General features: G+C 60.6%; 10 protein-coding genes. All 10 read left to right on the top strand.

Annotation, left to right across the window (positions count from 1 at the left end):
• The first annotated feature begins 228 nt into the window (after positions 1-228).
• The 10 genes from D5261_RS06245 (at position 229) to D5261_RS06200 (ending at position 11863) form a co-directional block, all read left to right on the top strand.
• Positions 229-1950 (top strand): GH39 family glycosyl hydrolase, encoded by a 1722-nt coding sequence (locus D5261_RS06245; protein WP_218025745.1) that lies wholly within the window; start codon positions 229-231, stop codon positions 1948-1950.
• Positions 1951-2188: 238 nt separating this feature from the next.
• A complete protein-coding gene (locus D5261_RS06240; protein ID WP_119324396.1) occupies positions 2189-2650 on the top strand; it encodes a low molecular weight protein-tyrosine-phosphatase in 462 nt (153 codons plus the stop codon).
• Positions 2647-3576 (top strand): fructosamine kinase family protein, encoded by a 930-nt coding sequence (locus tag D5261_RS06235; protein WP_119324397.1) that lies wholly within the window; start codon positions 2647-2649, stop codon positions 3574-3576. The genes D5261_RS06240 and D5261_RS06235 overlap by 4 nt, the downstream gene beginning before the upstream one ends.
• A gap of 447 nt (positions 3577-4023) precedes the next feature.
• The gene (locus tag D5261_RS06230) at positions 4024-4224 is read left to right on the top strand and encodes a hypothetical protein (RefSeq protein ID WP_119324416.1); all 201 of its coding nucleotides are present in this window, start codon (positions 4024-4026) and stop codon (positions 4222-4224) included.
• A gap of 181 nt (positions 4225-4405) precedes the next feature.
• The gene (locus D5261_RS06225) at positions 4406-5038 is read left to right on the top strand and encodes a hypothetical protein (protein WP_119324398.1); all 633 of its coding nucleotides are present in this window, start codon (positions 4406-4408) and stop codon (positions 5036-5038) included.
• A gap of 115 nt (positions 5039-5153) precedes the next feature.
• Positions 5154-5918: a hypothetical protein gene (locus D5261_RS06220; protein ID WP_119324399.1), complete on the top strand. Its 765-nt coding sequence runs from the start codon at positions 5154-5156 to the stop codon at positions 5916-5918.
• A 532-nt stretch (positions 5919-6450) separates the two neighbouring features.
• Positions 6451-7884 carry a vWA domain-containing protein gene (locus D5261_RS06215; protein WP_119324400.1) on the top strand — a complete coding sequence of 478 codons (1434 nt, stop codon included), beginning with the start codon at positions 6451-6453 and terminating at the stop codon, positions 7882-7884.
• A 193-nt stretch (positions 7885-8077) separates the two neighbouring features.
• Positions 8078-9412, top strand: coding sequence for an AAA family ATPase (locus tag D5261_RS06210; protein WP_119324401.1), 1335 nt, complete (start codon positions 8078-8080; stop codon positions 9410-9412).
• Between the two features lie 98 nt (positions 9413-9510).
• Positions 9511-10788: an NAD(P)/FAD-dependent oxidoreductase gene (locus tag D5261_RS06205; protein WP_119324402.1), complete on the top strand. Its 1278-nt coding sequence runs from the start codon at positions 9511-9513 to the stop codon at positions 10786-10788.
• A 205-nt stretch (positions 10789-10993) separates the two neighbouring features.
• The gene (locus D5261_RS06200) at positions 10994-11863 is read left to right on the top strand and encodes a hypothetical protein (RefSeq protein WP_119324403.1); all 870 of its coding nucleotides are present in this window, start codon (positions 10994-10996) and stop codon (positions 11861-11863) included.
• Positions 11864-11871 lie beyond the last annotated feature (8 nt).

The raw sequence follows: 11871 nt of genomic DNA, 5'->3' as shown, positions 1-11871 counted from the left end.
ACATGAAAAACCGCCGGCGGATTCGGTAGTAAGGCCGGCGAATGAATTCGCCGGCCTTCTGACGCAAACGATAACCGCCGGCTCCGAATTCGCTGGAGTTAAATATGTTAGATATAGATGCAATTGCCATGATGTTCCCTCAGGATCGTGAAACATGATCTGCCTGGGCCTGGTATAATACCCGCGCTAGTCGCTTTCGCCGAAGGCGCACGCTGAGGTTGCCGCACCATGTCGTTCCCCCAAACCATTTCCCGTCGTGAGGTCATCCAAATGTTCGGAATGTGTCTTGCCGCTTCTGTGTTCGGCGCGGAAGCCGCCGCGACTCCCGATGCGCCCTCCGCCGCGTTTCCCGTCACCATTCGCATCGACGCCGCGCATTCGCTGGGCGATCTGCATCCGATCTGGCGGTTCTTCGGCGCCGACGAACCCAATTACAGTACGATGAAGAACGGCGCGAAGCTGATCGGCGAACTGGGGGCATTGAAGCCAAAGCACGTCTACTTTCGCACGCATAATCTGCTGACGACCGGCGACGGGACCCCGGCGCTGAAGTGGGGATCGACCAACGCCTATACCGAGGACGCCGCCGGCAACCCCGTGTATGACTGGACAATCGTCGATCATATCTTCGACACCGGCCTCCAGCGCGGCGTAAAGCCCTATGTCCAGATCGGATTTATGCCGGAGGCAATGTCGACCCACCCGGTGCCGTACCGGCATCACTGGACGCCCGCCGCGAAGTACGACGAGATCTACACCGGCTGGGCGTATCCGCCCAAAGACTATGTCAAGTGGGGCGAGCTGATCTATCAATGGACGAAGCACTGCGTGGAGAAGTACGGCCGCGCCGAGGTCGAGAGTTGGTACTGGGAAGTGTGGAACGAGCCGAACATCGGCTACTGGCGCGGGACCTTTGAAGAATACTGCAAGCTTTACGACTTTGCGGTGGACGGCGTGCGCCGCGCGCTCCCGACGGCGCGTGTCGGCGGCCCGGAAGTGGCGGGCGGCGCCGGCGGGGATTTTCTGCATAAATTCTTGGAGCATTGCGCGCGCGGAACGAACTCCGCGACTGGCAAGATTGGATCGCCGCTAGACTTCCTCTCCTTCCACGCCAAGGGCTACCCCGGCTTCACGGACAGCCATGTCCGCATGGGGCTGTCCAACGAGTTTAACGATATCGACGGCGCATTCGCCGTCGTGGCCTCATTCCCCGAATACAAGAGAACGCCGATTGTGATCGGCGAAGCGGATCCGGACGGCTGCGCCGCCTGCCAGGGGCCGCAGCTGGGCTACCGCAACAGCACGCTCTACTCCTCCTACACGGCCGCCGCCTTCGCCCGGATGCACGACCTCGCTGCGAAGCACGGCGTGAACCTGGAAGGCGCGGTCACCTGGGCGTTCACCTTCGAAGACGTCCCATACTTCGCGGGCTTTCGCCAGCTTGCGACCAATGGGATCGATCTCCCGGTCCTGAGCGTCTTCCGGATGATGAGCAAAATGAGCGGCGATCGTCTGGCCGTCGAAAGCTCGGCGGATGCGGGCTTGGAAGCGATCCGTAAACACGGCGTTCGTCTCACCCCGGACATCTCCGCGCTCGCCGCGCGCGACGGCGACCGGCTTACTGTCCTCGTCTGGCATTATCATGACGACGACGTTCCCGGCGCCCCCGCCTCCGTCGAACTGCGCCTGCGCGATCTGCCCTGGGGCGACGGCGCCGTCACCCTGACGCATTACCGTATCGACGAGCGCCACAGCAACGCCTTCACCGTCTGGAAAGACCTTGGCTCCCCGCAAGAGCCGACCCCCGCGCAGTACGCGCAATTGGAAAAGGCAGGTCAGCTCACGCCGCTGCGCGATCCCCAGTCCGTCACCGTGGACAGCGGCCGCCTGGAAACGCGCTTCGACCTGCCCCGCCAGGCTGTGTCCTTGCTGATCTTTGATCGAAAATAGAAGCGATTAAAGACGTAATCGAGTGCGTCAGAAGGCCGGCGAATGAATTCGCGCCTCCAAGTACGGCCGTCCCCCTTCGGGGACTTCGGAGCCTACGGCATTTAGAGAAGCGCCTGCGGCGCAAAATTCTGAACCCGCGAAGGCGGGTGACCGTACTTTTAGCCGCGAATTCATTCGCCTGGCTGTCTTGATCTTTGATCGAAAATAATCAAAATACTCTCGTGAGGTTCGATGGGTTATGATCCGTGTTTTGTTCGTCTGTCTGGGCAATATCTGCCGTTCGCCGATGGCGGAGGCCGTGTTCGCGCATAAAATTCATGAGGCGGGGTTAAGCGCCGAGATCGAGGCGGACAGCGCCGGCACTGGCGACTGGCACGCCGGGGAGCCGGCGCACTCCGGCACGCGGCGGATTCTGGCGAAGAACGCCGTGAGTTACAATGGCCGGGCGCGGCAGATCACTCGCCGCGATCTCGACACGTTCGATTACATCGTCACGATGGACGATCAGAATCTGTCGGACGTGAAGCGGATCGGCCCGGGCCGCGCCGAGGTCGTCCCGTTTCTCCGTTTTGCGCCGCAGGTGGGCGTCACCGAAGTCCCCGATCCCTACTACACGGGCAACTTCGAGGAAACCTACGCGCTCGTAACGGCCGCCTCCGACGGTCTGCTGGCGCACATCCGCGAGGAGCATGGCCTGTGAACACGCTTCCTCCCGTACTGCATGAGGCCGTGACCCAGATTCTGGGCGCCGCGCCCCAGGCTGCGATTCCGCTGCCGGGCGGCATGATCAACCAGGCTGCGCGCATCGAAACGCCGTTCGGCCCCCTGGTTGTCAAGTGGAACGAAGGCGCGCTTCCGGGCCTCTTCGCCTCGGAAGCCGATGGTCTGGAGCGACTGCGCGCCGCCGGCGCATTGCGCGTTCCCAAAATCCTCGCCGTCTCCGACGCCGCGTCGCGCCCCCTGCCGCTCCCTGATGGAGAACAAGAGTCTGTTATTATTCCTTCATTCCTCGTGATGGAGTATATCGATCCTCTGCCCGGAGATATCGCCGAATTCGCACGGCGCTTTGGCGAATCGCTCGCCCGGCAGCACCAGACGACGACCTCGGAAAACGGCCTCTTCGGCCTGGAGCGCGACAACTACATCGGCGCGCTTCCCCAGCCGAACGCCTGGCGCATGACCTGGCCGGAATTCTACCGCGAGCGCCGTTTGCTCCCCCAACTTGCTATCGCCCTGCGCCTCGGCCGCCTGCCCGGCGACCGCGAAGCGCGCCTGCGCCGCCTCGTCGATCAAGTCGACACGATCCTCGCCGACTCCCGTTCGCTGCCCTGCCTTCTGCACGGCGACCTCTGGAGCGGCAATTTCCTGCAAAGCGGCGAAGAGGCCATCGTGATCGACCCCGCCGTCTACTACGGCGACCGGGAGATCGAACTGGCCTACATCCAGCTCTTCGGCGGCTTCCCGCCTGGGTTCATCGAAGCCTACCAAAGTGCATACCCACTGCCCGGAGAATACCTGCTCCGCCGCCCGCTGCACCAGCTTTACCCGCTCCTCTTCCACCTCAATACCTTTGGCGAAGAGTACTGGCCGCAGGTCGAAATGGTATTGCTGCGGTACGGATGTTGATTGCCGATCATCCGTTTGTATTCGTGTGGTTTTCGTCTTTTTTATTGTCTCGAAAATAAATTTGCGCAGCCCTTGACATTCTTGGAACACCCCGTGTATAATCGTCCTCAATTGCCGGCCAGCCGCCAGTCGGGGCCGCAAATAGAATCGTAAAATCGCAATGCTCAATATCAATGTCCAATTGAATAATGCCGCCCCAAGGCCATTTGGAGTGTATTCCGTGGAGACCCTGCGACCGTCGCAGCCCGTCACTACGGAAGGTATTGATGCGGGTGCAGAGAAAGGAGAACTGGCTTCCTAAACGTTGTCAGAATTTCTCCCCGGGACGTTTTGAAAATGAACGCCCCCTCTGCACATTCACCGTGCCGAGGGGGCGTTTTTGTTTTTTCGAGTGTGTTTTATTTTTGCCTGCCGATTGCTAAGAACTTGCCGGAAAGGATGGAAATCATGGTTCACGTACGTTTTGAAGGCCGCTCCTACGATTGGACCGAGCGGGAACTGAATATCACCGCCGCGTTGTCCGACACCGAGATCCGCGCCCGCCTCGCCGGCCGGTTCGATGTCGGCGTCGATCGCCTGAAAGATTACGTCATCGACCGCACCGCAGGCGGTGACCTGATCGTCCGCCCGGAAGCCGTCTACGGCTGATCGAAAAAGAAACGGGGCGCGCGCCCCGACTGCGAAAGCATACATACGCCTGTTAAGCGGGAGGTCGAGGGTTCGAACCCCTCTGGGGCCGCTTAAGTGGCCCTATAGCTCAGTGGTAGAGCGCCAAACAATTGCTTTTCGAACTTGCGCGCGCTTCGTTTTCGATATGATGAGTCAGGGGATGATGATGGGCGTCCGCGTGGTCAAGGCGATGGTGGAGTTACGAGCGGCGTTCAAGCACCGCTCGAAACCACGGACCATCGGCCATTGCCGCATGTGCTACGACGAACGAGATATCCAGCAGTTTTTGTCTCTCGATCCCGTGCGGATGGGGGAACAGGAATTTCGACCGATCCTGTGGGATGGATGCCGCTGCTTCGGATGCTGGGAGGAGCTTGCGTACTATATTCCCTGGCTGCTGGATATTTGCTTCAATGATTGGTATGTGGGGGGACAGGACTTCCTTTCCATGCTTGTGCGTGCGCTGGAAGAGGAAACGATGTGTCCTGAGGAGCGAGACGCGATTTTGGCGGCGATGCGCGCACATCTGGAAGAAGCAATGGAGCAAAGCGAGGGAGATTCGTCGTGTTATATCGATGAAACCATCGCGTGTCTGGGAGCATTTGATGGATCGCTCGCTCCGCTCTTTGCTCATCTGGGCGTCAGCGAACATCCACAGGTGCGCGCCAATTATTGCCTCTTCGTGGCGAAGCAAGCATTGCTCCAGCCGAAGCGAAAAAAAATGCCGCCGAGGAATCAAAAGGCGTTTGACGCATTATTGGAGCCAAGCGAGTCGTTGAGTGTTCTTTTTTAGCAAATGTCGACGATGTGAACCGTCTCGCGCCGGAGGACCAGTATCACGTCGATTACGCATTTGACTATCTTGTCAACGCCATAAACTCGCGCATCGCTGTGTCGGAGTAAAGATCATGGGCGCCCGCGTGGACAAGGCGATGGCGGAAGTGCGAAAGGTATTCGGAAGACGCCCTAAGCCGGGGACGATCTGGTATTGCCCGCAGTGCTATCGGGAAGACGAAGTCAAGGCGTTTATCGCTCGTCCTGTGAATACGCTATCGGAAGATGATTTGCGGCCGATTTTTTGGAATGGCTGCACGTGTTTTGGGCGCTGGAATGAGATCGCTTATTACGTTCCGAGGCTGCTGGAGGTGGCGCAGCACAATTGCGGAAGTCTTGCCTTGGGATTGCCAAAACTGTTTTTGGTCGCGGCCAGAGTGAAACTCAACAACATGCTGATGTTTCCGGAAGAGATGGAAACAGAAATGGATGACGTGGCGAGAACGGCGTTATTCCATCTTGGTCAAGCTATTCTCGAAGATGACTTGGACGAAACGGATGAGGATAGTTCCTGGAGCCTCTTAAAAGCCCTTTCGTTTCTTACGGCGTTCGATGCGCCCATCGAGCCGTTACTAAGCCGGCTGGAGCAGAGCGAGCGGTTTTCGACACGAGCCAGCTTCCGAATACTCATCGCGAAGCTGGCGGCGGGAACAGAAACATTTGACGATTTTCTGGTTTCCAATTGGAGCATGGCGCCGGAAAATCAAAGCGTTTTTGATCAGTTGCTTGCGCCCACGAACGCGCTGAAGATGCTGATCGACCATGTGGATGAGATCGTTGAACGGTGGCCAGAGAGCGAAGAAGAGCTGAACCAGGCATTTGATAGGCTCGCCTTGTGAAATGAATTGTAATTATGAAATAACAAAACAACAAAATAACAATATTTCCCCGCGCCCTGACGCGTGACGCTTACATACTTAACCGATCCGAGAGGTCATGGGTTCAAGTCCCATCGGCGGGAAACCGCTGTGGCGTAGAAGAAAGCGCGCTCGATAGAGTACACAAACAGCGTTTCGGACTTGCGCGGGGGAAGTGAATATTCTATCGAAAGATGAGCGGGGCGCGCGCCCCGATGGTGAAAGCATACATACGCTTAAGGAGCCGGGGGTTGGAGGTTCGAATCCTTCCAGGCCCGAAAGGGCCTGTAGCTCAGTGGATAGAGCACCGAAAAAACTGCTTTCCGTACTTGCGCGCGCTTCAAAAAAAGACATGGTTTTCCCGCGCCCCAACGCACGCCGCTTACATACTCAACTGGCTCTGCAACAGCCCTCGACGCATACCAAATGCGTCTCATGCAACAGCGACGTCGACTTGCGCGGGAGAAACTTTTGACGATTGAAAAGAAATTATTGCGATACAGGGAGGTTTGACATGCAGAAATTCGAGCGCGATCTGCGCCTGGAAATATTGAACAGCTTGCTGACCACGCCGCACCGCGAGCTGGCGAAGGTGGCGGATGGGCATAAGGAGATGCGCGGGCTGGATCCGATTTTCTACGGTCATCTCGCTGTCTGGTATCAGCGGAACGGCGACGTGCGCGACCACAAGGAAGTCTTCATCGGCAACCTGCTCGCGAGCGACAGCGGCGAGCATCGTGAGGCGGGCTATATGCTGCTTCAGGATCTGCCGCCGTATCAGGTGGCGCGGGTGGTGGACTTCCTGAAGCAGCACCTGGGCAAAGCGCCGCGCTCGGCGCGGACGGCGGTTGCGCGCTATCTGCGCCGCCGCGAGCGGGACCCGAAACAGTTCGACCGGGCCGCGCTGCGGGGCCGCAAGGCGATGAAGCACCTGTACGCCACATTGCATATCGCGCCGGGCGTCCGCGCCAACGAGATCTTGTTCGGCGCCGCGCCGCCCGAGGACAGTCTGGCGCATACGCTGAAGCAGATCGCGAAGGCGGAAACGCCGGAGGCGCAGGCGCAGATGATTGTCGAGCATGCGATTCCGTATACGGTCGCGATCGGCGCGGTGTCGAAGGTGACCCCGGTGGTGCTCGTCGCGTTAATCGCGTCGATGTCTCCCCAGGAGGTCATCAACAACTTGAAGTCGCTGAAGGCGCGGGGCGCGATGGACCATCCGGATGTCAAGGCGCTGATTGACGACAAGCTGAAGCAGGCTGAGACGCACGGTCGCGTGTCCGTCTTCAAAACCCAGGTCGCCGCCGATGCGGCGGATCTGGACACGGAGACGGCGGCGCGGCTGTCTAAAATCGCCGACACGCAGATCAAGACGCGCGGAACCATCAAGCGCTCCACGGCATTGCTGGTCGACAAGTCCGGATCGATGGACTGCGCGATCGAACTGGGCAAGCGGATCGCCGCGATGATCTCCGGCGTCGCCGAAGCGGGCCTCTGGGTCTACGCATTCGACACGCTGGCGTATCCCGTCACGGCGAAGGGCGCGGAGCTGAGCGACTGGGAGCGCGCCTTCCAGCTCATCAAGGCCGGCGGCGGCACAAGCGTCGGCTGCGCGCTGGAGACCATGCGCTTGAAGAAGCAGGTCGCCGAGCAGATCATCCTCGTCACCGACGAGGGCGAAAACACGGCGCCGTACTTCGCGGACGTCTACGAAGCGTACAAGCGCGACCTCAACGTCGCTCCAAGCGTCGTGATCGTCAAGGTCGGCCGCGCGGGAAACTGGGTAGAGAACAAGCTCAAGGAGAAACAGGTCACGGTGGACACCTTCACCTTCGCCGGCGACTACTACGCGCTGCCCAACTTGGTCCCGCTGCTCACGCGGCCGTCGCGCCTGGAGCTCCTGATGGAGATCCTGGACACGCCGCTGCCGGAGCGGGATGAGTGGTGAGAAGAGGCCTTCACCCGGCCCTGCGCCAACTCTCTTCATTCGGGGAGAGGGTTAGGAGTAAGATTTGGATCTTTGATCCAATAGAATTCTGAACCTCTGACTCCCCCTCTCCCAGAATTGGGAGAGGGGGCCGGGGGGTGAGGGCCTTTTCTCTTTACCGAGCGCCGCGCGAAAATCGATATAGCAGTTAATCATGAACACTTTAGAAACAACTTTACATCGAAACGGCGCGCACGCCGAACCGGCGGCGCTTTCGTGGCGCGATGAGATTATGAACGAGGCCTTGCGGGGATTCGACTACGACGAACATGGCGATGCGCTGATCCATGCGCTTCGGATGCGGCGGCCTGAGTTCGCTACGTTGTCCATGTGGCCAGATCGCACCATGTTCATGCGTTTTCTGGACAAACAGTGCTTGGGGGTGCGAAGTCTTCTGTCCGCGCCCCATCTCTATCAGTCGCGCGCCGGCGCCGAAAGCCATCACCTCTTTGGCTGGTTCTCCGTGGAATGGGGGGATCGGTCTCTGGAGTTTGTGCTGACGCCCTCTTCCAACCGGGGGCTGGAAATCATCTGTCTGTCGGCCGATTCGGATCTGCTCCGTGAGTTCTCGGCGGCGATCACGGAGTACTCCGAACGGCCGGCGGGACGAAGCCTGCGCTGGGCCAGCGGCTGGGAGCATGCCAGCGACCTGGATGAAGAGATCGGGAAGGTGACGTGGGACGACATTATCCTCGCTCCGGACATGATGACGCGTTTGCGTGAGGCGATCGAAGGATTTGCCGGCAGCCGGGAAGCGTATGACGCGCTTGGATTTGCCTGGCGGCGCGGCGTCCTGCTGGTCGGCCCTCCAGGAACAGGCAAAACCATGATCTGCAAAGCAGCGGCGGCGGCGCTGCCGGTGCTTCCGTTTCTCTATGTCCGCGACCTGAGTGAATGCGAAAACGAGGAAGCGATCAAATCGATTTTCAAGCGCGCTCGTAAGCTCGCTCCCTGTATTCTCGCCTTCGAGGATGTCGATGGCTTGATCAACGAGTTCAACCGCACGATCTTCTTAAACGAGATGGACGGCTTTCGGAGCAATCACGGAGTGCTGGTGATCGCGTCTTCCAATCATCCGGAGAAGATCGACATGGCGCTGCTGCGGCGTCCATCCCGCTTTGACCGCGTGTTTCATATCGGTCTTCCCGCTCAGGCGGAGCGCGCTGCTTATTGCCGGTATGTCCTGAGCCGACCGGACCTGGCTTCCAAGATCTTACCGGAGGTGGATGTGGAACGGCTGATTTCACAGGTCGCCCAGCGGACGGAGGGATTTACGCCGGCGTATCTCAAGGAAGTTCTGGTTTCAGCGGCCCTCCAGCGCGCCCAGGAAGGGGCGATCGTTCTCGATACAGCGTTCGCCGACGCGGTGCTGAGTCAGATCGTCGAGATGCGTGAGCACCTGAAGCGGACCCGCACGCCCGAAGCGATGGCGGAACTTGAAGACGGCGATGGCCGGCTCGGATTTCGGCGGGGCGAGAGGCTGGACTAGGCGGCTTGTATTCGCGATCGTTAATTGTTGCCGAGGCAGGAAACCTGCCCTCGGCCCCCTAACTCTTCTGCGATCACCCAGAAGGGAACGGGATTTTTATGAAGGTATGTATCGTGGGGGCGGGGCTGGCGGGGCTGACGTGCGCGCGTCATCTGCAAGCGGGCGGCGCGGACGTGGTTGTCGTGGAAGCGAGCGACGATGTTGGCGGCCGGGTGCGTTCGGATGTGGTCGAGGGGTTTACGCTGGACCGGGGCTTCCAGGTTCTCTTCGACGCCTACCCGGCGGTGAAGCGCAATCTGGATCTCGCCGCATTGGACCTGCGCGCGTTCGATCCGGGCGCCATCATCTGCAAGGATGGCCGCCAGAGCGTGCTGACCGACCCGCTGCGCGATAAGAAATGGGCCGATGTGGCGGGCGCCGCCGCGAACCTGTCGATCCCGGTCACGGATAAGCTGCGCACGCTGCAACTTTCGCAGTCGCTGTCAGGGATCGGCAGCGGTTTCGACCCGCACGAGCCCGACGATCAATCGACTTATGATTATCTGAAAGCCCAGGGCTTTCACGATGTCACCATCGACGTTTTCTTTCGCCCTTTCTATGGGGGCGTCTTATTAAAACGGGACCTCTCGACGACGGCGGCCGCGTTTCGCTTTTACTTCCGGATGCTCAGCACCGGCCAGACCGCCGTGCCGTCGGCCGGCATGGGCGCCGTCACCCAGCAGCTCGCCGCGCCGTTGCGCGAAACGAACTCCATTCAAGTGAACGCGCCGGTTCAAAGCTTGCGCAAGACCGATGGCCGCACAGCGGGAGTCGTTCTTGAAAGTGGAGAGACGATCGACGCCGACGCCGTCGTGCTCGCCGTTCCCGCGCCGGTCGCCGCTCGTCTTGCGGGTTTACCGACGCCGGAGGGCGAGCTGGGCAAGGCGACGATCTACTTTGCCGGGGACAAAGCGCTCAGCGACAGCAAAAAGCTCGTCCTGAACGCCGACCCGAACGCCTTTGTCAATGACGCCCAGCAGATCAGCAATGTCGCGCCCGGATACGCGCCGGCGGGCCGCCACTTGCTCGGCGCCACCGTGCTCGGCGATCCCGCCATGGATGACACGCAGCTCTGTAACGCCGCAATGGACGACCTGCAAAAGATGTACGCCGGCGACCGCGAAGCGATCCGCGCCCTCGCGAGCTACGCGCCGCTACGCGTCTATCGGATCCCGTACTCGCAGTTCCCGCAGCCGCCCGGCGTCTACGGAACGCTGCCGGGCGTGACGACGGACCAGCCGGGGCTATACGTCGCCGCCGAATACACGGAAAGCAGCTCGATCCACGGCGCCATGACCAGCGGAGAGAATTGTGCGGCGGCGGTGCTGGCGGGGTAGCTGGGCGTTAATTCCCCGGTTATGAAACCCGGGTCTGGGAGCGCAAGGCGCTAACCACCCAGGGGGTACCCGGTACCGGACGCAAATGCCGGTTGTCGATCTCAAATTCTTCCGTCCGGCACGGACGGTTAGATGCGAAGCATCTCCCAGACCCGGGTTTCATAACCGGGGACGAGTGCTCACGGTTGCGTTTCTGCAAAATCTCATGAACATCAAAGCCCTTCTCAACCGAATATCCGCCGAGGAAGCGCGCGTCCAAGACGCTCGCTTCCTTGCCCCCTGCGTCCTTGGCGGGCAGGTGCGCGTTCGGGTGGCCAGGCTGGTGCAGACGTTTACTCCGGAGCCAGGCGACTTCGAAGGGTGGGGCGTGTTTCAGCCGGTGGATTCCCGGCGCGCGAGTTTCGTGGAGGAAGCATCGCTGCCGCAGGTGTCGGAGTATCTGTCCCGGCTTCCGGCGCTGCGGGTGCGTTTGGTGCGTCCGCTGCGCGGGCAGACCTGGCTGGCGTATCCGGCGAATGAATCGGATATGATCCAGCGGCTGGGCGCGGCGCGGCCCATCGTGGCGCATCTGGTCACGGACGGAGCGCCGTTCGAGCAGGTGATCGCCCATGGCGGCGGGAGCGTCTGGTGGTTTGCCTACGAAGATCGGCGCGCCGATCCGCGCCATGCCGAGGAGATGCGCTCCGCGGTGCGTGCGGTGACCATGCCCGCCGATCTGCGCTTTGCGGGCCTGACGCCGGAGATGCGCACGGCGTACGCGATGGCGGCGGAAGCGGCCGCTGGGTTTGAAGCGCTGGCGCGTCAGCGCCGGGCCGAACGAGCGCGGCGGGGCGACGCGGAGCGCCTGGGCGCGGCGCTCGCCTTCGCGGGCGGCGATCTTCAGGAATTCCGGGATCGCGGCGACTACTGGGTCGTCGACTGGAACACGCGCGACGGCGAACGCCACACCAGCGCCATCGCCAAGAGCGACCTGACGGTGGTCAGTTCCGGCATCTGTCTGAGCGACCGGGACAGCGATTTCGACTTGCAGTCGCTTGTCGGCGTGATGGAGCGCCGGGACGATTCGTACTGGTAAGGAAAAAA

Origin of the sequence: Capsulimonas corticalis (genome assembly GCF_003574315.2) — a bacterium.
GTDB classification, from domain to species: domain Bacteria; phylum Armatimonadota; class Armatimonadia; order Armatimonadales; family Capsulimonadaceae; genus Capsulimonas; species Capsulimonas corticalis.
Note: the sequence above shows the minus strand (reverse complement) of the source record. Positions and strands in the feature narration are given on the sequence as shown.

Bases quoted from the DNA above. Each gene is read 5' to 3' on its own strand.
- D5261_RS06205 (WP_119324402.1), top strand. From the start codon at position 9,511: ATGAAGGTATGTATCGTGGGGGCGGGGCTGGCGGGGCTGACGTGCGCG.
- D5261_RS06225 (WP_119324398.1), top strand. From the start codon at position 4,406: ATGATGATGGGCGTCCGCGTGGTCAAGGCGATGGTGGAGTTACGAGCG.
- D5261_RS06220 (WP_119324399.1), top strand. From the start codon at position 5,154: ATGGGCGCCCGCGTGGACAAGGCGATGGCGGAAGTGCGAAAGGTATTC.
- D5261_RS06245 (WP_218025745.1), top strand. From the start codon at position 229: ATGTCGTTCCCCCAAACCATTTCCCGTCGTGAGGTCATCCAAATGTTC.
- D5261_RS06210 (WP_119324401.1), top strand. From the start codon at position 8,078: ATGAACACTTTAGAAACAACTTTACATCGAAACGGCGCGCACGCCGAA.
- D5261_RS06200 (WP_119324403.1), top strand. From the start codon at position 10,994: ATGAACATCAAAGCCCTTCTCAACCGAATATCCGCCGAGGAAGCGCGC.
- D5261_RS06230 (WP_119324416.1), top strand. From the start codon at position 4,024: ATGGTTCACGTACGTTTTGAAGGCCGCTCCTACGATTGGACCGAGCGG.
- D5261_RS06215 (WP_119324400.1), top strand. From the start codon at position 6,451: ATGCAGAAATTCGAGCGCGATCTGCGCCTGGAAATATTGAACAGCTTG.
- D5261_RS06240 (WP_119324396.1), top strand. From the start codon at position 2,189: ATGATCCGTGTTTTGTTCGTCTGTCTGGGCAATATCTGCCGTTCGCCG.